This is a genomic window from Pseudosulfitobacter pseudonitzschiae (assembly GCF_900129395.1).
In the GTDB taxonomy this organism is placed as follows: Bacteria; Pseudomonadota; Alphaproteobacteria; order Rhodobacterales; family Rhodobacteraceae; genus Pseudosulfitobacter; species Pseudosulfitobacter pseudonitzschiae.
In genome coordinates this window covers 13,501-33,373 of record NZ_FQVP01000014.1, presented here as the reverse complement: position 1 = coordinate 33,373, position 19,873 = coordinate 13,501, and the positions used below count along the sequence as shown (strand labels likewise).

The following is a 19,873-nucleotide window of genomic DNA, read 5'->3' as shown; positions in this document are numbered from 1 at the left end:
GGATGACGCTGTGGGCGTTGTCGCGCAAACCCATGCCAGGCTGCTGGGACACGGCCGTGCCTGCATTTTGGGCACCTCCAGCGAAACGGACCCGACACACAGCAAGCTCGGGGACCGAATGGTCAACGAGGAGAAATCGCAAGAGCTCAGAATGGGGATCTGCAAATAAAAAGGCGACATCCGGGAGGAGGTGGATGCCGCCGATTATTCCGGATCGGCTCAGGGAGGAGGAGAGAACCGATCACAAGAGCGAACATAGGAGCAATGCTGCAGTCGCACAATGGGCGGGCTATGACTTTTCTGCAATGCAGCAATGCATGTCCGCGATCGGGTGCTGCCCATAGTTCCGGTGTGTGGCGGCGAGTTATTCTATGGATATGCGGTCAATGCACCGGTCGCGGGTGGCGCATGGGGATCGGACCGAGGAACGGCATTCCGCGCCTCCGGCAAACAATGCGTCTCATAGGCGCCAACAAACCCCCAGCAAGCGTCGATCTCCTCGCCACCCTGTTCGACGATGTAACCATAGACACGCCCACCAAGGTAAGAATCGTAGTCGGCGGTCTCACCACGTAAGATGTCTACAGCCTGTTCGCGCAGGGCCTTGGTCACGCGTTTTACACCGAATTCCTTTCGGACCGCTTCGAGCGTCACGTAGACGTAACCGACCTGCCCAGAATCCCACGGGCAGTGGAACCCGACGGTGTTCATCGCGAGACCGGAATGGTCATAGAGAAACACAGGCAGAATGATTGCCTTCCGCTCGGCGCGGTCCCGCAGACGATCCATCGAGAGATCGCTCTGATCCGAGACGCCCGCAAGATCGCGCAGGAACGCCTCAGGGCTGTCGTACTGATGGCTGTCACCCAGCCGATAGCGGCGGTGCCAGCAGATCAGCGTACCGAGGTTGCACCACTCTCGTGGGTCCTCAGCGTCGGGGTCGTGGTAGATCTTGATCGTGTGGCCCTGGTGGACCTCCTCGTAGACGGGATCTTGCATGTCCATGTCCTTTCTCGAAACGCAATCGACCCGCCAAGCCGGTTGTGGCGCAGGCGGGTCGATCTGGATGGGATCAGATGGTTGGTGAGTTTGCCGCCCGGCGGATCAGGCGGCGGCGCGATTCTGGCGATGCTGGACGTGCTCGACAGAGACCTTGAGAAGCCAATCCTCAAAGCCAAGAATGGTCTGGTGACCCGCAACCGCCTGGACCCAGGCCGCACGCGGATCGCTGCCGATCTGCGTCGGGTCGTTGTCGATCCGGCCATTGGCCATCCACGGTTCGGGTTGTATGCGTCCGAGCCAGTCAGCCAGTGACGGGATACGCCCCTGGCAGTCTTCGCGCACATGCTGCTCGCCGATCCAGCGGATCGGAACGACCCGGCCCGCGCTGTTGATCAGGCTGCGACCGAACACCCGCTCGGCATCATAGATCCCGACCGTATGATGTTTTTGGGCTCTGTGAACAAAGAGACCTAGGTGCTCTTTAGATGAGTCAAACCAGTCATGCACATGTTGGTAATCATCTGGAACACCGCCAAATCTACGGGCCGAGCTTTCGGCGTGGTGGAGAGGATGTGCCATGTCAGAGCCCCTCATGTTCTGTGGTGTCGGTCTCGATGAAGCGGTTCGAGTGGCTGACATCGATCTTGTCCGTCTCGAGCGCCCAGGTCAATTCGCCATAGCCGCCCTCGTTGTTTTCGAAGCCAGGGCTCAGCGCATAGGCAAAGTCCCAGCCGAAATCTTCGACCCGTCGCCGCAGCTCTTCTGTCAGGGTAATCGTGTCAGGCGTCACGACGACCTCCTCGACATTGCCGGAATCGCCATAGCCTTCATATTGCACGTCGAGGCCGGTCACGCCGAGGCCGCGCAGTTCGGTGAGAAGGGCTGCGCGGGTCTCGACCCGCTGTTCGGCTGCCCGTCTCTGGGCTTCGAGCATCTGCGCGTAGAAATCATTTGCTTGTGTCATATCTTCGGTCCTTTGGAATTGAGGGAGGGTGAGGGCGACCGTCTTGCAGGCCGCGCCCCGGAGGTTTCCTTTGGGGGGCTTCAGGCCGCAGCGTCGCCGCGTTTCTCAGCCGTCCGGTCAACCAGGTTGAAATACAAATTCTCGGTCGCGCGCTTGAACCCCGGCGGTTTGCGCGGAGCGAGGCAGCGCACCGAGGCGCTGCAGCTCTCGCCGTGCTCCATCGCGAACTGCGTCACTTGGTCGATCAGATCATCCATGCCCGCGGCCTCGATGCGCTTTTCGGGGTAGTTCGCCAGCATCTGGAACTGGGTGACGACGAAGGCGCCATCGCGATGTGCGGGATAGAGGGTGATCTGGTAGTCGAGTGTCTTGGCCATCTCTGGTCTCCTGCGGCAGGCCGGACACGATCATCGCGCCCCTTGGAACCCGCCAGCCCGAAAGGACCGCCCTTTGTGCAAGGGCGATCCGTGGCGATGTCGGTGAAAAAGGGGCGTCAGTATTCCGACGGCAGAAGCAGGGTCAGGACCCGGCGCGTCTGATCAGGATCGGAGGGCTCAGGCGAGCCATAGGTGTAGTCGACGTCGTACAGGTCGATCTTGAACCAGACCTTCGTGCCGTCGAGGTCGATGACGCCCATCTCGTGCCATCCTTGCGGGTCGCTGTCAGCGTTGAACGCGTCAAATGAAGCCACGCTGCGGGTGAGAGCAAGCTGGGCATCGGGCCCAAGCGCTGCAACGCCACGGGTCATCACGAACTGGCCCTGCGGGGCATCGGTGACGAGGATATTGCCAAGGATAGAGCGACGAAAGGCGTCATTCTGCGAAGCGACGAGTGCGGCTTCCTTAACGGGATCGAGGTCAAGTGTGGTGGTCATGGGATATCTCCGGGACGGGCCCGCCGATCCGATATCGGCTGTTGGTAACCCGTCAGCCGGAAAGGGCCGCCCTCGATGTGAGGACGGCCCAAGGCTCATGTCGTGATCAGGTCAGCGTGCGGCTCGTCAAGCCGCATCCTCGCTGAGGAAGGCGGGCAAGGACGACGGTTCATCGCTCTCGGCGTCGCTCAGAGAATCTTCGGCGGACACATCCCCCTCCTCGGTCTCCGGCGCTTCGCCTGCCATGTCGGCAACAGCCTCCGCCGCACCGGCAAACACCATCCCGTCGGGCAGCCAGCGCGTCGTCCTGACAACCGTTGCGGCGTCGAACCCTTCCGTCTCGCCGGCCGTTTCCGCGAAGGCCCGCTCCATCGCGGCCGCGATATCGCCCTTACGCTCGCGATTGCGATCTTCGGCGTAATCGTCGCCAATGAGCTTGCGCGCGGTAGCGACCGCATGCCCCTTGTTGACCCGACCCCAGTAATTCTGAGCAGTCGGGCGCCAGCAGGCCGCCACATCGACGTCAAGACGCGCGCCGATCTCCTCGATGATCGGGGAGGGGCGATTGTCGGAGGAAAGCTGCGGCTTGACTGCCAGACCCGTCGCCCAGGCGAAAAGCGCCTGCTTGGCGGCAATGGGCAGCGCCGACATCGCCCGGAAGTTTTCGGGCTTCTCCAGCGTAATCCAGTCGGTGGCGAGGCCCTGCTCCAGCGCCTCGAGCATCTTCTGGGCAACAGTATCCGAATGCAGCACCTCGCGGTTCTGCGCCTGGAAGGGCCGGATCGAGATATCGAGCGCCTCGTTGTTGTAGGACCGCCCCAGAGCCTGCTCGCAGAGCGCGTAGAGCATCGCATCGAACGCCACCTCGAAATCCGCCGCCAGATGCGCCCGAAGGATATGCTGACGCGTCGCGCGCAGATCGTCGGCGAGGCTCGCCGAAATCCCGTTCGCCTTGCGCAAGGTCGCGGCCGGGTCGGAGGTGGGCACCGGTGTCGAGGAGGTTGGCGGCGTCACGTTCGGGCGGACAGGAGACGGGGCATCACCCGCGTCAGCACTATTTTCGCTCGGGACGACCGCAGCGGGGATATCTTCTGGCCGCACGAGGCCTTTCTCGACACGCAGCGCGCCGTCATGACCGATGGTCAGAACCACGCCCGCGATGGCACGATCTTCGTCCGCGTAAGGCTGCCGTTCGCGTTGCAGGGCCTCGATCTCGCGCAGGCGCGGCTCGATGGCATAATATTCTTCCGTCTCCGCGTCCGTCCAGTCCTCGCCGTCATTCTTCGCCGCCAGTTCTTCCTCGCGCGCAATGAGACGTTCTTCTTCGGTGAGCAGGTCCGGATCGGGGTCGATGTCCTGCGGATAGACCCGCCCGAAGCTGCGAAACGCGCCGTAATCCACCGAGAGATGCACCTCGACCCATTTCCACGTTCCCTCGAAGGTTTTCGCCGCAGCCTGCAGCTTTTCGATGGCGAGACGCTCTAGGAGTTCGGGGTTCTCCATATGGGCGCTGGCGCGGTCGTCGAAGAGATCGCGCAGCAGAACACCACCCGCCGCCTCATAGGCCTCAATGCCGACAAAGCGCCCGATGGCCGAGTTCGCCGAATGGGCGGTCTCGGTAAGATGGCGTTTGATGCTTTGCGGATGGATGTGATAGCCGCCCTTCACTGCGTTCCAGACCGCCAGCTGGCGATCATGGTCGTCGGTCAGTGTGAAAGCCATCACGCATTCAAGGGTCAGATCACCCGCGCGGAACTGCTCGATGATCTCGGGCGCGACACGGGCGAGTTTGAGGCGGCGGCGCACCAGGTCGACGGAGACGCCGAATTTGAGCGCGATCTCGTCTTCGCTGCGGCCCTCGGCGATCATCGCCTCAAAAGCCTCGAACTGGTCGGCGGGGTGCATCGCCGCGCGCTGGAGGTTTTCAGTTGCAGAAGTAAGGATGGCGTTGCGCTTATCATCGACGAGGCAGGGCACGGGGTGATCGGCGGGGATGACGCTGTCCTCAGCGAGCTGCTTCAGCGCCTTGAGGCGACGACCGCCGGCATCGACTGCAAAACGTGTCTCTGACAGCGCATGAACCACCAGATTCTGTTTAATTCCGGTCTCGCGGATACTGACGAGGAGCTCAGCATCGTCGCTGGCGCTGGCCGCAACTTTTCGAACGTTGAGCGGGCTCGGCTCCAACTGGTCGAGCGGGATCATCCGGATGTCGGTCCCGCCGCCAGGCACGGACAACTCAGTGGCTTCGGTTTTCTTCGCAGTGGCGGGTTTCGGGCGGGTTGTGGTCTTGGCCATGGTCAGGGTCCTTGTCACGCCGGACCCGGAAGAGCCTCTCTCTATCCTTTCAAGCCCGGCACCCGGGCTTCCCTTTCTCTGGCTTTTTCTTGTGTTCCCTTACATGAGATCGTTTTGCACAGGCTTTGCTGTCTCCAAAGCCTACAGGCCTAGCTCACTGTTTGATTTTCCGAACCCACTTCCGCGAGCAAAATCTGCCGAATTGAGCTTTCAATTTTGACTTTACCAAATGTTGAAGCATCTCGGAAAACTGACTTCGTTTCGCATTCGAAGCAAATCAAGTCATGCTGACGGCCGACAACTTTTAGACCAACTGAACTTTCCCCGACATGGACCACATAGACCTCGCATGCTAGGTTCGCGCCTGCTTTCACCGGCGCATGGAATTGTAGGTCCATAGAGACAAAAGGCATGGCCGTGTTTCTTTCCGTGAGTAGAAAAAGCCAGCCCCGGCCTGAAAGCAAATCGTCCCAGAAAGTCTCGATCGCTTCCAGCGCGAAATTCGTAATCCGGCCAGTAAAGGCGATTCCCAGCTGGTCACAGTCGCCAAAGAAAATCCTGCGTTCGAAGGCAAATCGTGGTTTAAATTCTGTTTCTGGTACATTCATTGCAGCGTTACGGGCTCAACATTTCTTTGTCTCTGGTGCGTGACAGCGATAGGAAGGAATAGTTTTCCGGTCATTATGCCATGCGCCGGAATTCGGCGGGGGTCGCGCCTGTCATTTTTCGAAAAGTTCGACTAAAATGACTCTGATCTGCAAAACCGCAGTCAAGCGCGACCACTTTCAGGGGGGCATTACCCTTTCTCAGCATCTCCTGGGCCTTCGATATTCGCTTGCGCAAAACATATGCATACGGTGCCAACCCAAACTCCGCCTTGAACTGACGCGAAAAGTGAAACTGGCTGAAACCGATAGATGCGGCCATGTCTTCCAGACTGAGGTTTTCACCTAAGCAGCTTTCAACGAGATCGATGATTCTCTGCCTTTGAGCAGGGCTGAAGTTCGAGTTTGCGTCGCTGGTCAAAGAGACCTTGGCGTACTGACGCAGAAGGTGAACGGCGATCTGGCTGCGCAGGGCGTCGATGATCAATCTCTGGCCGATTCCACCGTTCTTTAGCTCATTCTCTAGCAATTGGATGCAGTTCAGGATACAGGGGTCCTTCGCAGATAGCCAATCATTGATCTCAATGGACTTCGGGTCACGATCAAAGACCGAAAGGGCCGTGTTTTCGAGTTCGCTGTGATTGAGATAGACGTGTCTAACCGTGATAGGCTCGGACCAACTCCAAGTGGATTCCTCTGCACGCGTGAGCAAGGAAATCCTACCTTTCTCTACGCGCGCGCTTTGCCATGGGCCGCCACTCGTGCGGCGCATAGTGGTTGGCGCGCCATCATATGCAACAATCATATAGTCGCGCATGGGGGGAATTGCCGCGTCTTGTCGCTCATAACGATAGCCCTTCAGGGTAATGCCGTTCCAGTTGCACCCGGAACTGTCCAACGTAGTCGTGCCGGGAATCCATTCGGGTATCCGGTCCGGTGATATGAGCAGTCTTTCCATCTTGGCCTCCCTGAACTTTTTCACGATCGTCCGCTTGAGCTGAAATTTCGGCTTAGGTCGTCTCGCGCATCCGCGGTTCTTCTCGAACGATATCCGCTTGAGTCAATCTATCGATTTCAGCTTCTGTCAGTCCAGCCTCGCTAAGCAACTGCCTACTATGCTGCCCGAAGCGAGGCGGTGCCGCGCGAACCGCTCCGGGGGTACGCGACAAGCGTGCTGGCACGCCGGTGCCGCGGTAGGTACCAACTGATACCACCATGCCGCGATGTCGGGTGTGTGGATGCTCCAACGCTTCATTCACATTCCGAACGACTCCGGCGGGAATCCCAGCTTTCAAAAGCACCGGCTCAAGTTTGAAGGCGTCATGTTGCACCAGGCACTCTGACAAGACCTCTGTCATCTCTGACCGATGCGCAAGACGCGCGGCATTGTCGGCAAATCGTGGATCGCAGGGCACCTCAGGTAGGCCAAGCACGTCACAGAGTTTTGCGAACTGACCATTGTTACCGATAGCCAGATAGAGTTTGCCATTACTTGTTTCGAACATGTCGTATGGTACGATATTTGGATGCCCATTGCCGGTCGCCATTGGTATCTGTCCGGACATGAGGGAATTAGCCGCTTGGGGATGCATCATGCTGATCGCGCAATCATATAGCGGCACTTCGATGGCTTGGCCCAATCCGGACCGGCCCCGTTCCAAAAGTGCGGCGAGAATAGCGTTACAGGCGATCAGACCGGTGCCGATGTCCACGATGGGCGTACCCATGCGTGTCGGGCCTTCGGAGGGATTGCCGTTGATGCTCATGAGGCCCGTCATAGCTTGTACCACGGCGTCATAGCCGGGAAAACCGCCAAGTGGGCCATCGGAACCAAATCCAGTCACGTGGCAGAGTACCAGTCTAGGAAAACGTGCCCTGAGAACATCATCATAACCAAGCCCCCATTTTTCAAGAGTACCAGACTTAAAATTGTGAACTAAAACATCTGCATCCTGAAGAAACCGCAATATCAGGTCGCGCCCTTCCGGTTGCTGCAGATCGATAGCGATGGACCGCTTGTTGCGGTTGGCGCCAGAGAAATAGGCGCTGAGTTCATCATTGAAAGGCGGGCCCCAACTGCGGGTCTCGTCGCCCAGAGGCGGCTCCACCTTGATGACCTCAGCGCCATGATCCGCAAGCATTTGGGTGCAGTAAGGCCCGCCCAGCACGCGGCTGAGGTCGACCACCTTGATCCCGTCCAATGAGCCAGCCATCAAAGCGCCTCCTGATAGAGGCGCGACACATCTTCGGCTGTCATGTCGCGCGGGTTGGTCTCCAGCAATCGCGTGATACCGGTCACGACCTCATTAGCCATTCCGGGAATGGCTGCCTCGGTCACTCCGACACCAGAAAGTCGAGACTCAAGTCCGCTTTCGACTAGCATCCGTTCCATCTCGTCGATCAGGCCATGGGCCGCAGCCGCATCAGAGTTAAAAGGCCGCGAGGGCAGTAGTAACCGCGATAGACGAGCATATTCAGCTTCTGCAACGGGCATGTTGAACCTCATCACTGGTCCTGCGACCAGAGCGTTTGCGTGCCCGTGAGGAACCTTGAAACCTGTTCCCAGTGGGTATGACAAGGCATGAATCGCCCCCACGCTGGCATTAATGAAGGCCATCCCAGCCAGTGTCGCCCCCAACAGCATGGCCTCTCGCGCTGACAGGTCCGAAGGCGTTTCCATGACGATTGGTAAGTTCTGACCGAGAAGCACCAGCGCTTTGTCCGCCATTCCATCGGAAATGGGATTCTTTCTGGTGCGACTGGTTACTGCCTCAATGGCGTGAACCATTGCGTCTAACGCCGTGGCCGCTGTGATGTGACGAGGCATTCCCAATGTTAGCTTTGCATCTAGCAAGGCAACGTCAGGCAGAAGCTGCGGTGCATATACCGCTTTTTTTTCGTGGCTTTCCGAAGTCAGCACGGACACCCATGTTACCTCTGATCCGGTCCCTGCCGTGGTTGGCACCTGAATCAGTGGCAAGCGTTTATCGGTGACCTGATTGATCCCGATCATGTCCGTAATCGGTTGATCGTTGGCTACCGCCGCTGCGATGACCTTGGCAGTGTCCAGTGAACTGCCGCCGCCAAGTCCGATGATTCCGTCAGCACCAAAGGCCCGCGCGACCTCTACCGCGGCCTCGACGACAGCGATCGGGGGGTCCGCTTTGACTTTATGAAAAATCTCAACCTCGATGCCAGCAGCCCTAAGTGAGGCGGCTGCCTCGTCCGCAAAACCACAGGCCAATATGCCCGGGTCCGTCACGACCAGCGCACGGGTGCAAGACAAATCTTGCATCAGGCTGCCGATCCGGCCAAGCCCACCGCTCTCGCAGACGATCCTCGGGGTGGAAAGGAAATTGAAGTCCATAGTTTGTCTTCGCTCCTGTTAAGCTGCTGCAGTGCGGATCATATTCCGCGCGATCAGTATTTGCTGAATCTGGGTTGTCCCCTCGTAGATGCGGAAGAGACGCACATCGCGATAGAAGCGCTCGACCGCATATTCGGCCATGTATCCTGCACCGCCGTGGATTTGCACTGCGCGATCGGCCACTCGACCTACCATCTCACTGGCAAACATCTTGCAGCAGGCAGCATCAGTCGACACGTTCTGACCAGCGTCCTTGCGGCGTGCTGTTTCTTCGATCATGCAACGCGCTGCGAAGGCCTCGGCGCGACTGTCAGCCAGCATGGCTTGGATCAGTTGCTTTTCAGCGATGGGTTCACCGAATTGTTTGCGTTCAATCGCATAGGATAGGCTGTCACGGATCAGCCGTTCGGCGGCGCCCACACAGACGGCAGAAATATGCAGTCGGCCCCGATCAAGGACTTTCATTGCCGTTTTGAAGCCCTTGTTCAGACGGTCCGGCCCGCCGATGATGTTCGAGGCAGGCACGCGGACATTGTCAAGGATGACGTCGCATGTGTGCGAACCCTTCTGCCCCATCTTCCTGTCAGGCTGGCCAAGCGTTATGCCCGGCGTCCCTGCCTCGACGAGAAAAGCGCTTACGCCGGCAGAACCTTTCACCTCTGGACTGGTCCGGGCAAAAACCGTGAATAGATCGGCACGCGGCGCATTGGTAATGTAGCGCTTCGTGCCGTTCAGTAGGAAATCGTTTCCATCACGCCGCGCAGTGGTGCGCAGACCGCCAGCATCCGAACCAGCATCTGGCTCGGTTAGGGCGAAGGATGCGATCATATCTCCGGAGGCGAGAGCTGGTAGATACTTCGCCTTCTGCTCGTCGGTTCCATCGATGATGATTCCCTGCGAGCCGATCCCGTTGTTTGTGCCAACTAGCGACCGGAACGCAGGCGAAGCCTGGCCAAGAACGAAAGCGGCTTGCACTTCCTCTATCATCGACAAGCCAAGCCCGCCGAAATCCTCCGGGATCGACATGCCGAAAAGGCCCATCGTGCGGATTTCATCGACCAGCATAGGCGGAATCACATCTTCATCGGCGACGCGATCCTCGTAAGGGATTAGTCGCTCTTTCACGAAGCGGTCGAGCGCGTCGAGAAACTGGGAAAGGGTATCTGTATCAAGGGCCATTATGCTCTCTATTGTTCAGGGTGCGACCGCCGCAACGCGGCGGACAAGATCGACAAGGCGGTGCGCGACGTCGCTTTCGATCCAATCGCGCGTAAGGGTTTGCGAAGGACCGCCGCAGTTGAAGGCAATGATGGGTGAGCCGTCCGTCGGCACGAAGGGCACTGCTACTGCGTTCACATCACGCTTCCACTCCGTGAAGGACGTGCAATAACCGTACTGTTGGTAGTCTTCGATAGCTGCTTCGATTCCGGGCTGCACATTCGGCCAGTTGTCACCCTCATGTTCCTCCACAAGGGCCAGAATTCTGGCCTGCTCATCCGGGCCGTGTGCCGCTATGCAGGCGCGACCAACCGCGGTAGTGGCCAGTTTAATATGGGCACCAACCTCAATCGCCAGCGTGACGGCGTTGGTGCCCTTGCACCGCTCTAGATAGACCATCGATAGTCGGTCACGACTGGCCATGGCCGCCGGCATACCTGTGTAATCGGCTAATTCCTGCATAAAGGGCTTTGCGAGTTGCCGCAGCGGAATCCCTGCAAGGCAGGAGAAACCCAGCGAAAGCACTGGAGGGGCCAGTCGATAGCGTGCTGTATCCGGATCGTAGCTGAGGTATTCCAGCTTGTTCAGTGTATAGGCCAGCCTTGAGACCGTCGATCTGCTCAGGCCAGTGCGCTCGGCCAACTCACCATTCCCCAGAGCTTCCCCTTCCCGCCGAAAGGCCCGCAACAGCTCCAAGCCGCGCGCCAACGCCGTGACAAAATCGCGGTCCTGTCTCTCGGCGTCCTTGGTGCGGTCTTTCCTTGGTCTCACGACATCCCTCCTCGGGAAGAATTATGCGTCTTGAAACACATCTAAACGATCGATAACGTCCGCGTCAATACTGTGGTAAACTTTTCCGCTATGCGGAAAACTAAAGTCGTCCATCTGGTCCCCTTCGTGCCGGATCCTGCGGATGACACAACTGAGCGAGGGCATAACGCCATGAAAGAAATGAATTATCCGACCATCCAGCACCTCATCGGACGGGACTGGATCGCTTCTCCCACGCCGGAGGATCGTGCAGTCATAAACCCTGCAAACGGGCAAACTATCGGACAGATTCCGCAGGCTAGCGCCGCAGATCTGGACCATGCGGTTCACTCGGCCGAATCAGCTTTTCGCCGATGGAAAAACAGCTCTCCCATGGAACGAAGTGCAATTTTGCGACGGTTTGCCGACCTGCTGCGCCAAAATGACAGACTGATCGCTGGCTGGATCACTCTCGATGAAGGCAAGCCGCTGGCTGAGGCCTTGGCTGAGGTCCGCGCCTCAGCTGACCACGTCGACTGGCACGCCGAGGAATGTCGGCGCATTTATGGGCGCATCATTCCATCGCGCAGCCCGGGGGTACAGCAGCTTGTCGTGCGCGAACCGATAGGCGTCTGCCTTGCCATCACGCCTTGGAATTTTCCGCTGAGCCAAGCGGTACGCAAGGTCGCGGCGGCGCTTGCGTCAGGTTGCACGATGATCTTGAAAGCCCCGGCAGAGGCTCCGGCGGGCTGCATGGCAATTGCGCGCTATCTGCTGGATGCAGGCTTGCCCGAAGGCTGTCTGAACCTTGTCTGGGGTAATGCGGCCTTCATTTCGGAAACTCTTATTGCGCGCCCCGAGGTGCGCAAGATCACCTTCACCGGTTCGGTCGAGGTGGGCAAGCATCTGGCAGAATTGGCTGGCCGCCACATGAAGCGGGCGACGATGGAACTCGGCGGTCACGCGCCCGTATTGGTGTTCGACGACGCCGATGCCACGGCCGCGGCGCGCGCCTTGGCGGGCAACAAGCTGCGCAATGCAGGCCAGGTGTGCATCGCCCCAACCCGGTTTTACGTACAACAAGGCATCTACGACCGATTTCTGTCCGAGCTAGTTTCAGCATTTGAGAGCGTAAAGGTGGGCGATGGTTTAACCGAGGGCACACAGATGGGGCCATTGTGTCATCGCGGACGCGTGAATGCGATGGAAAAGCTCGTCGAGGATGCCCGCGAAAACGGTGCACGGGTGTTGACGGGAGGCAAAAGGGTTGGGAATCATGGTAACTTCTATGCCCCGACAGTCGTCGATACGCCCAACGACGACATCGACTTGATGCGCGAAGAACCCTTCGGCCCGATTGCTGTCGTCTCGTCTTTTCGTGAAATAGAGGACGGACTGTCGCGGGCCAACGGGCTACCCTTCGGGCTGGCGTCCTATGTCTTTACCAATTCGTTGGAGCGTGCAGATAAAGCAGCTGCGGGTTTGCAGGCAGGTATGGTAAGCATCAACCAGTTCGGCCTGGCTCTGCCCGAGACTCCGTTTGGCGGCGTAAGAGACAGCGGCTATGGGACTGAAGGCGGGACAGAAACCTTCGAAGGCTATCTCAATACCAAATTTATCTCGCGCAATCGAGCGCCAGTGCTGTGAGGATGCCCATGCCTGTTGAATTAAGCTTCTCAAATGGCGCAGCAATTCTGACCATAGACAATTCGCCGCTTAACCTAATCAACGCGGAGGTTCGGGCTGGAATACAACAATGTATCTTCCAAGTCCTCGAAACTGGCGCTACCAGGCTGATTATCACCGGCGCAGGAACGACGTTCGTCGCGGGCGCGGATGCGAAGGAATTCGGACAGTTGCCTGTTGATCCACAACTAAATGACGTGCTGTTGCAACTTGCGCACCTTCCGATTCCGACTATCGCAGCCATCAACGGGGCTGCGCTTGGTGGGGGACTAGAGATTGCTCTGGCTTGCTGCTATCGCATCGCCTCAACTTCTACCAAACTGGGCCTGCCAGAGGTAAACTTGGGGATCGTGCCTGGCGCAGGGGGAACCCAAAGACTGCCGCGACTTATCGGTATTGAAGCTGCGCTTGACATGATCGTCACCGGGAAGGCTGTTTCCGCCGAGCAGGCACTGAAAATAGGACTGATCCAGCTGCTAGCCGATGACCCGCTTGGCGCGGCCATAGCTCTCGATGACGCTGTTCTAGAGGCGGCACAGGCACCCGACAATCTTCCTTCACCAATGCCAAACCACTTCGCAGCGGAAGTCGCCCGCGCGCAGGTAGCGCGGCGTATGCCTGGCCAGAATGCCCCGCATGTTGCGGTGGACCTGGTCGCGGCCAGCGCGATGACGCCGCTGCACGACGCACTGGCCAGCGAGCGCGCTGCGTTTTTGGACCTTCGTGCCTCGGATCAGGCGCGGGCCCTTAGGCACGTTTTCTTCACCGAGCGTACCGCAACCAACAAGGGGCGCACCTACCCCCGACCTTCCCGAGATGCTGAAACCGCCATCGTGGTCGGTGGTGGTAATATGGGAGCAGCTATTGCGTACACGCTAGCGACCGCAGGGATCTCGGTGACTGTCGTCGAACGCAGTGCCTCGTCCGCAGAGTGGGCCAGAGAAAACCTGCAAAAGCTGATTGATCAGGGTATCAGTCGCGGCATTCTGTCCCCCGATGCGGGAAAGGCGGTTGAGGACCGGCTGGTTACGGTCTCAGGCTATGACGCTCTGCCACCAACCGATCTAGCAATCGAGGCGGCCTTCGAGGATTTTGCGGTCAAGAGCGCGATCTTGACCGAACTCGAAGGTGCTCTGCCGCCCGAGACGATTATTGCCACAAACACATCCTATCTCGATGTAAATCGGCTTTCTGATGGGTTGAAGCACCCAGCACGCTTTGTAGGGATTCATTTCTTCAGTCCTGCGCATATTATGAAGCTTCTGGAAGTCGTCAGGAGCGACCGAACGTCAGACGATACATTAGGTGCAGCATTTGTGCTGGCGCGCAGGCTTGGTAAAATCCCGGTACTGTCTGGTGTTTGCGATGGCTTCATCGGAAACCGAATTTTGTCTAGCTACCGTCACGCCGCTAATCGCCTTCTGGTGAAGGGGGCTATTGTCGACGAGATCGACGCGGCTATGCGCGGATTCGGTATGGCGATGGGTCCATATGCTGCACAGGACATGTCGGGGCTGGACATCGCCTACGCGAATATCCGTCGCAAGGCCGCTGCAGAAGGGAACTGCTGTGGTCACATGCCCTTGGTCGAGCGGCTGGTCGAAAAGCACAAACGCCTAGGACGCAAATCGGGCGCCGGATGGTACGACTATGGGCCGGACGGCAAACCCTCACCTTCGGAGCTGGTCGCTAGCGAAATACTCCGTGTCTCAGAAGAAATGAACTTCACTCGCCGGGAGTTCTCAGCTGACGAAATCGTAGAAAGGCTCTTGCTCGCAATGGTGGCGGAAGCCTGCGATATCCTTGACGAAGGCGTCGCAGAAAAACCGCAAGACATCGACCTAGTAATGATTCACGGCTACGGATTTCCCCGCTGGCGGGGAGGCCTGATGCACCACGCCAAAAATATCGGCAAGGATCGGTTGGCCGCGCTGTTTAGCGCGCTTGTCAAAGAGGACCCTTGCGACTGGAGGGTGCCTCGTTATTTAGAAAGGGTTTTCGCGACCTGACGGTCAAAGTCCCGCGCCATAAGGCGCTGCCCCAGCAACTTAACACAGTGCATCTTCGTCTCGACGCGGCTTAGGCGGTGATGGTCTTCCAAGACTTTGCGTTCTTACCTGGTGGGATAACGGCGTGGACGCCACGGTCCGCAATCGCGTCCTGGCATTTTCGTGTGTCATACGCACCGTCAGCCGTGACACTGCTGGTCTGCCGGGATCTGTTCAAGAAGGTTGGGTAACACTGGAGCGTCACCGATGTGGCTCCCGGTGATCTGAACAGCGCGCACTTCCAACGTTTGCTCGTCGATCCCGAGGTGGATCTTGCGCCAGACCCGTCGCTTGGGGCCGCCATGCTTGCGGGCATGCCACTCACCTTCAAGCTTGATCCCCGTGCTGTCCACCAACAAGTGCAACGGCCCTTTGGAGCCGCGATACGGGATGTTCACGGCCAGGGTCTTCTGGCGCCGGGACAGGGTGCTGAAGTCGAGCACCGTCCAGTCGAGACCGATCAGCCGCAACAGGCTCTCGACGAACCCGGTCGCCTGTCGCAAGGCCATGCCGAACAGGACCTTCATCGAAAGACAGGTCTGGGTCGCGGCGTCGCTGTAACTCTTCTGCCTGTCGGCACGGCCTCCCAGCTCATCTCGGGGTCAAACCAGATCGTCAGCGAGCCACGGCGCTTGAGCGCTTCGTTATAAGCGGGCCAGTTCATGGTCTTGTATGTCGGGGTTGTCGGTCTGCTCATGCACCTCAGCTACCACGCTGGATTCATAAGATGAGTCCGACACGGGATTTGTGCATGCATGCCCCCATTGGTGCAAGTGATTTTTTGAACGGCGCGAGCGTGTGATCGGGTGCGGTCATGTATCAGGCCTCTGTGTGCGGCGCTGATGTAACCGCGGGCCGGTATGGCGATGCGCGGACCAGAGGCATATCAACAAACCGAGCTCGGTGGCTCCTGCACAAATGCTGCTTTCTCTGACCCGGATCTGATCGATCCTTTGCCCTTACTTTTCAGTGACCTCCTCACACTCCCAACTTACCGGGACGTCGTGGCATGCCGTCTTCGCTATGCCATCGCCGCCACCGGATTCCGGTAATCCTCTTGTTTCATTATGATGGCCCAGAGGCCACGCGCCATCTTGTTGGCCAGCGCAATCGCGGCGACCCATGCGCGGCTTGCGGGTTAGTAGGCGTTTCAGCCAGCCATTATTCGGTGTGTCAAACCGCTCGACAGCCTGGAGGACAGCCATAGCGCCAGAGACCAAGAGTGTCCGGAGTCGCGCTGTCGCATCTTCGAGGTCTTCCCGAGCCGGGCTTTGCCGCCCGTCGAGTGCTGCTTCGGCACAAGCCCAAGCCAGGCGGCAAAATCGCACCCGCGCCGGAAGGTGGCCAGGTCACGGGCAAATGTCTCGATCGCAAGCGCCGTGACAGGAACCACGCCCGGCATGGTTTGTGTTCGGCGCACCAAGTCGGCTTTCTTGGCGGCACATCGCATCTTCGCGTCAAGCTCTGCAACACGCGTATTCAGCCCCTCAATCTGCCCCAGATACATCCGGCCGAGGTCACGAACCTCAGCATGCAGCGCGGTGTCATCACCTGCGATTGCGTCCGCGAGTCGCTTGAGATGGGCAGGCCCGCGGGCCGCGACCAATCCGTGTTCGGCGAGGTGGCCGCGTAAAGCGTTGATCATCTGGGGGCGCTGGCCGACAAACATCTGCCGCGTGCGAAACAGCATGGCACGGGCCTGCTGATCTTCCGTCTTCACTGCGAAAAAGCGCATGGTTGGACGCAATGCAGCCTCCAAGATGGCCTCTGCATCGGTCGCATCATTCTTCTGGCGTTTGACGAACGGCTTCACATAGACCGGCGGTATCAACCGCACGTCGCACCCCAGCTTCTCAAATTCGCGGCCCCAGCCATACGCCGTGGCCACGCCTCCATGGCGATCATGCATTTGGGTTGCTGTGCCACGAACGCGAGAAACTGGCCTCGTGAAAGCTTTTTGCGAAACGCGACTGACCCATCATTGTACGCACCATGCAACTGGATAACGCGCTTTGCCAAGTCGACACCGATAATTTTAATTTCGGACATAGATGCTCCTTCCTTCTGTGATGGCTTTTAACGCTCATCATAGTGGCACATTGCGATGCCGTCGGGAGGGGGTATCCACGCCATCAACAGAGCCTAGTAACGGGCATATCTGCCTCACGACAGGCTGAGCACGATCATACTATTTCCAAAGCAGGATTGTTCAATACATGGCGCATTTTTCGCCCTTACTCTGAGATAATTGGCGTATGCCGTTGACCGTTTGACGTCTTCGAGATTGGCGACGTCAGTTGGTGGCTTTGCCAAATGTTATGCTTGGGAGGATAAACATGGAAATCAGTAGAGAAGCCGATACGCTGCGGGCGCTTTATCAGAATTGGACCGATCAGATGGTCGAGAACCCAGACCTGACGATCGCGAACCTGCGCAGCATGTTCGATGAATGGGGGCAGCCCGCACTAGAGCCGGAAAACGTTAGCTACAAAAGCGATCATGTCGGAGGAGTTGAGGCTATCTGGGCCCTACCAGCCGGGGCAGATACCTCGCGTGTAATTGTTTACACTCATGGTGGCGGCTTTGCCGTCGGCTCAGCCGATAGTCATCGAAAAATGGCAGGGCACCTCGCTAAGGTGCTTGGGGTTACGTCGGTGATCCTGCACTATCGGCGCGCACCCGAGCACCCATTTCCGGCGCAGATCGAAGATGCAGTAGCCGCATACAAAGCGCTGCTGGATAAGGGTTTCAAGGCAAGAAATATTCTGACGGCTGGCGACAGTGCTGGCGGCAATCTTGCCATCGCCAGCGTGCTGAAGTTACGCGAACTTGGGTTGCCACTGCCCGGAGCGGTCATCGCCTATTCGCCCTGGCTCGACATGGCGATGCGCGGGGAAACACTGGAAACCAACGCGGAAACCGATGCGCTAGTCGGCAAACCGATCCTCGAAGCGATGGCGGGGATGTTCCTCGGTGAAGGCACGGATCCGCTTAATCCGTTGGCCAACCCGCTGGAGAACGATTTCACCGGTTACCCGCCGCTCTATATCAATGCCGGAGGGGCCGAGACGCTTAAGAGCGATGCCGAACGGTTGCACGAAAAGGCCAAGGCACAGGGCGTAAACGTGACCCTGTCTATCGTCGAAGGCATGCAGCATGTCTTTCCCGCGCTTTCGGGACGCGCGCCCGAGGCAAACGAGGAACTTGGTCGCATCGCCGCATGGTATCGGGCCCTCTGAGACCTGTACTCGCACTGCATTGCGGTGCGGTGCGAGACAAACCCCTACGAAACATTCATCTAGCATCTCACCCGCAATCTGCGGGGCGGAGCGGTCTTACTCTGGGAGGAGTGATATGAACATTCAGACTGAGAATACTAAAACGGTCGGAGCGGATTTTGACGCAGTCGTCATTGGCGCGGGCTTCGGCGGGCTTTACGCTGTCCACAAACTTCGCAACGAGCAGGGACTGAACGTCCGGGGCTATGACAGCGCCAGTGACGTTGGCGGCACCTGGTGGTGGAACCGATATCCCGGTGCGCTGTCAGACACGGAAAGCTATGTCTATCGCTATTCTTTTGACAAAGAGTTGCTTCGAAAAGGCCGCTGGAAAACCCGGTATCTGACCCAGCCCGAGATCCTCGAATACATGAACGAGGTAGCGGATCATCTCGATCTTCGACGCAGCTACAAGTTCGACACCAAAGTGGATGGCGCGCACTATAATGAAAAAACCGGTCTCTGGAACGTGATCACTGATAGTGGTGAGACAGTTACCGCAAAATACCTTGTCACTGGCCTCGGTCTCTTGTCCGCAACGAATGTTCCAAAATTCAAGGGCATCGATGATTTCAAAGGCCGTATCTTACACACAGGTGCCTGGCCCGAGGGAGTGGACTTGAGCAACAAACGCGTGGGCATTATCGGCACCGGCTCGACGGGTGTTCAGGTTATCACTGCAACGGCACCAATTGCAAAACACCTGACTGTTTTTCAGCGCTCTGCACAATATGTCGTGCCGATTGGGAACACCCCGCAAGACGATGCTACCATCGCCGAGCAAAAGGCGAACTACGATAATATCTGGAATCAAGTGAAGAATTCTGTTGTGGCCTTCGGCTTCGAAGAAAGCGCCGAACCCGCCGAAACCGCCTCGCCCGAGGAACGGGAGCGGGTCTTCGAAGCCGCCTGGCAGCGCGGCGGTGGTTTCTATTTCATGTTTGGCACCTTTTGCGATATTGCGACCAGCCAAGTGGCCAATGATGCGGCCGCTGACTTCATCAAGGGCAAGATCAAGCAAATCGTGAAGGACCCCAAGGTCGCAGAGAAACTGACGCCGAAGGACCTTTACGCCAAGCGCCCGCTTTGCGGAAACAACTATTACGAGGTCTACAACCGAGACAACGTGACCCTCGCCGACGTGAAGGCCGATCCGATCGCAGAGTTCACTCCGAACGGCATTCGTCTCGAAAGCGGCGAGGAGCATGAGCTTGACATCGTAATCTTTGCCACTGGTTTCGATGCGGTCGACGGCAATTACGTCAAAATGGACCTCCGCGGACGCGGAGGCGTGACCATGCGCGACACTTGGAAGGAAGGCCCACTCGGTTACCTCGGCATGATGGAGGTAGACTTCCCTAACTTCTTCATGATCCTTGGCCCTAATGGCCCCTTCACTAACCTGCCCCCCAGCATTGAGACGCAAGTTGAATGGATCGCTGACACGATTTGCGCAATGGAAGAAGAGGGGGTTCAAAGTGTGGAGCCAACCGTGGAGGCGCGCGACGCTTGGGTTGGCACCTGCCGTGAAATCGCCGACATGACACTCTTCCCCAAAGCTGAAAGCTGGATCTTCGGCGCAAATATCCCCGGAAAGAAGAATGCGGTGATGTTCTACATGGCCGGGATTGGCAATTATCGCAATGCCATTAGTGCGGTTAAGGAGGAAGGTTATACATCCCTGATCCGCGACCGCACTGCCGAGAAGGTGTAAAGAATTCCGTCGGGCATTAAGAAAACCCGGCGGAAACAATTAAATTTGTTCATGAACACTCAGGAGAGA

16 protein-coding genes and 2 pseudogenes are annotated in these 19,873 nt (G+C 58.1%); 4 read left to right on the top strand and 14 right to left on the bottom strand.

The features are described 5' to 3' along the window. Positions 1-369: 369 nt before the first annotated feature. From BUC08_RS22615 to BUC08_RS22560, 12 genes are all read right to left on the bottom strand, one after another. A complete protein-coding gene (locus tag BUC08_RS22615) occupies positions 370-999 on the bottom strand; it encodes a hypothetical protein (RefSeq protein ID WP_037931030.1) in 630 nt (209 codons plus the stop codon). 105 nt (positions 1,000-1,104) lie between these two features. After that, positions 1,105-1,581, bottom strand: coding sequence for a DUF6915 family protein (locus BUC08_RS22610; RefSeq protein ID WP_037930962.1), 477 nt, complete (start codon positions 1,579-1,581; stop codon positions 1,105-1,107). A gap of 1 nt (position 1,582) precedes the next feature. Then, the gene (locus BUC08_RS22605; RefSeq protein WP_009804230.1) at positions 1,583-1,966 is read right to left on the bottom strand and encodes a DUF6878 family protein; all 384 of its coding nucleotides are present in this window, start codon (positions 1,964-1,966) and stop codon (positions 1,583-1,585) included. Between the two features lie 80 nt (positions 1,967-2,046). After that, on the bottom strand, positions 2,047-2,343 hold the full coding sequence (locus tag BUC08_RS22600) for a hypothetical protein (protein ID WP_009804229.1): 297 nt from the start codon (positions 2,341-2,343) through the stop codon (positions 2,047-2,049). A gap of 116 nt (positions 2,344-2,459) precedes the next feature. After that, a complete protein-coding gene (locus BUC08_RS22595) occupies positions 2,460-2,840 on the bottom strand; it encodes a DUF3768 domain-containing protein (protein WP_009804228.1) in 381 nt (126 codons plus the stop codon). A gap of 126 nt (positions 2,841-2,966) precedes the next feature. Then, the gene (locus BUC08_RS22590; protein ID WP_009804227.1) at positions 2,967-5,138 is read right to left on the bottom strand and encodes a ParB/RepB/Spo0J family partition protein; all 2,172 of its coding nucleotides are present in this window, start codon (positions 5,136-5,138) and stop codon (positions 2,967-2,969) included. 149 nt (positions 5,139-5,287) lie between these two features. Beyond that, entirely contained in the window at positions 5,288-5,746 is a 459-nt protein-coding gene (locus tag BUC08_RS22585; protein WP_007120589.1) for an acyl-CoA thioesterase, read from the bottom strand. Positions 5,747-5,819: 73 nt separating this feature from the next. Continuing rightward, the gene (locus BUC08_RS22580; protein ID WP_227511477.1) at positions 5,820-6,701 is read right to left on the bottom strand and encodes a helix-turn-helix domain-containing protein; all 882 of its coding nucleotides are present in this window, start codon (positions 6,699-6,701) and stop codon (positions 5,820-5,822) included. A gap of 52 nt (positions 6,702-6,753) precedes the next feature. Next, on the bottom strand, positions 6,754-7,956 hold the full coding sequence (locus BUC08_RS22575; protein ID WP_037930974.1) for a CaiB/BaiF CoA transferase family protein: 1,203 nt from the start codon (positions 7,954-7,956) through the stop codon (positions 6,754-6,756). Beyond that, positions 7,956-9,110, bottom strand: a complete 1,155-nt coding sequence (locus BUC08_RS22570) for an iron-containing alcohol dehydrogenase (RefSeq protein ID WP_037930977.1) — start codon at positions 9,108-9,110, stop codon at positions 7,956-7,958. Before BUC08_RS22570 ends, BUC08_RS22575 begins: the two co-directional genes overlap by 1 nt. An 18-nt stretch (positions 9,111-9,128) precedes the next feature. After that, complete coding sequence (locus BUC08_RS22565) at positions 9,129-10,289, bottom strand: acyl-CoA dehydrogenase family protein (RefSeq protein WP_037930980.1); 1,161 nt, start codon at positions 10,287-10,289, stop codon at positions 9,129-9,131. 15 nt (positions 10,290-10,304) lie between these two features. Beyond that, entirely contained in the window at positions 10,305-11,099 is a 795-nt protein-coding gene (locus tag BUC08_RS22560) for an IclR family transcriptional regulator (protein ID WP_037930983.1), read from the bottom strand. Between the two features lie 180 nt (positions 11,100-11,279). Here BUC08_RS22560 and BUC08_RS22555 point away from each other — a divergent pair, with 180 nt between their 5' ends. After that, positions 11,280-12,725, top strand: a complete 1,446-nt coding sequence (locus BUC08_RS22555; protein WP_073194559.1) for an NAD-dependent succinate-semialdehyde dehydrogenase — start codon at positions 11,280-11,282, stop codon at positions 12,723-12,725. An 8-nt stretch (positions 12,726-12,733) separates the two neighbouring features. Further along, positions 12,734-14,773, top strand: a complete 2,040-nt coding sequence (locus BUC08_RS22550; protein WP_037930989.1) for an FAD-dependent oxidoreductase — start codon at positions 12,734-12,736, stop codon at positions 14,771-14,773. Here BUC08_RS22550 and BUC08_RS22545 read toward each other — a convergent pair. Both BUC08_RS22545 and BUC08_RS22540 read right to left on the bottom strand, forming a co-directional pair. After that, positions 14,761-15,509 (bottom strand): annotated as a pseudogene (locus BUC08_RS22545) (IS5 family transposase); the annotation flags it as partial. The gene BUC08_RS22550 and the pseudogene BUC08_RS22545 sit on opposite strands and share 13 nt — an antisense overlap. Before the next feature lie 324 nt (positions 15,510-15,833). Beyond that, positions 15,834-16,861: pseudogene (locus BUC08_RS22540) on the bottom strand (IS110 family RNA-guided transposase). Between the two features lie 287 nt (positions 16,862-17,148). Between BUC08_RS22540 and BUC08_RS22535 the strand changes: the two are divergent. Next, positions 17,149-18,051, top strand: coding sequence for an alpha/beta hydrolase (locus tag BUC08_RS22535; protein WP_017468330.1), 903 nt, complete (start codon positions 17,149-17,151; stop codon positions 18,049-18,051). A gap of 115 nt (positions 18,052-18,166) precedes the next feature. Continuing rightward, the gene (locus tag BUC08_RS22530) at positions 18,167-19,804 is read left to right on the top strand and encodes a flavin-containing monooxygenase (protein ID WP_009804217.1); all 1,638 of its coding nucleotides are present in this window, start codon (positions 18,167-18,169) and stop codon (positions 19,802-19,804) included. Positions 19,805-19,873 lie beyond the last annotated feature (69 nt).

Bases quoted from the DNA above. Each gene is read 5' to 3' on its own strand.
- BUC08_RS22615 (WP_037931030.1), bottom strand. From the start codon at position 999: ATGCAAGATCCCGTCTACGAGGAGGTCCACCAGGGCCACACGATCAAG.
- BUC08_RS22610 (WP_037930962.1), bottom strand. From the start codon at position 1,581: ATGGCACATCCTCTCCACCACGCCGAAAGCTCGGCCCGTAGATTTGGC.
- BUC08_RS22605 (WP_009804230.1), bottom strand. From the start codon at position 1,966: ATGACACAAGCAAATGATTTCTACGCGCAGATGCTCGAAGCCCAGAGA.
- BUC08_RS22600 (WP_009804229.1), bottom strand. From the start codon at position 2,343: ATGGCCAAGACACTCGACTACCAGATCACCCTCTATCCCGCACATCGC.
- BUC08_RS22595 (WP_009804228.1), bottom strand. From the start codon at position 2,840: ATGACCACCACACTTGACCTCGATCCCGTTAAGGAAGCCGCACTCGTC.
- BUC08_RS22590 (WP_009804227.1), bottom strand. From the start codon at position 5,138: ATGGCCAAGACCACAACCCGCCCGAAACCCGCCACTGCGAAGAAAACC.
- BUC08_RS22585 (WP_007120589.1), bottom strand. From the start codon at position 5,746: ATGAATGTACCAGAAACAGAATTTAAACCACGATTTGCCTTCGAACGC.
- BUC08_RS22580 (WP_227511477.1), bottom strand. From the start codon at position 6,701: ATGGAAAGACTGCTCATATCACCGGACCGGATACCCGAATGGATTCCC.
- BUC08_RS22575 (WP_037930974.1), bottom strand. From the start codon at position 7,956: ATGGCTGGCTCATTGGACGGGATCAAGGTGGTCGACCTCAGCCGCGTG.
- BUC08_RS22570 (WP_037930977.1), bottom strand. From the start codon at position 9,110: ATGGACTTCAATTTCCTTTCCACCCCGAGGATCGTCTGCGAGAGCGGT.
- BUC08_RS22565 (WP_037930980.1), bottom strand. From the start codon at position 10,289: ATGGCCCTTGATACAGATACCCTTTCCCAGTTTCTCGACGCGCTCGAC.
- BUC08_RS22555 (WP_073194559.1), top strand. From the start codon at position 11,280: ATGAATTATCCGACCATCCAGCACCTCATCGGACGGGACTGGATCGCT.
- BUC08_RS22550 (WP_037930989.1), top strand. From the start codon at position 12,734: ATGCCTGTTGAATTAAGCTTCTCAAATGGCGCAGCAATTCTGACCATA.
- BUC08_RS22535 (WP_017468330.1), top strand. From the start codon at position 17,149: ATGGAAATCAGTAGAGAAGCCGATACGCTGCGGGCGCTTTATCAGAAT.
- BUC08_RS22530 (WP_009804217.1), top strand. From the start codon at position 18,167: ATGAACATTCAGACTGAGAATACTAAAACGGTCGGAGCGGATTTTGAC.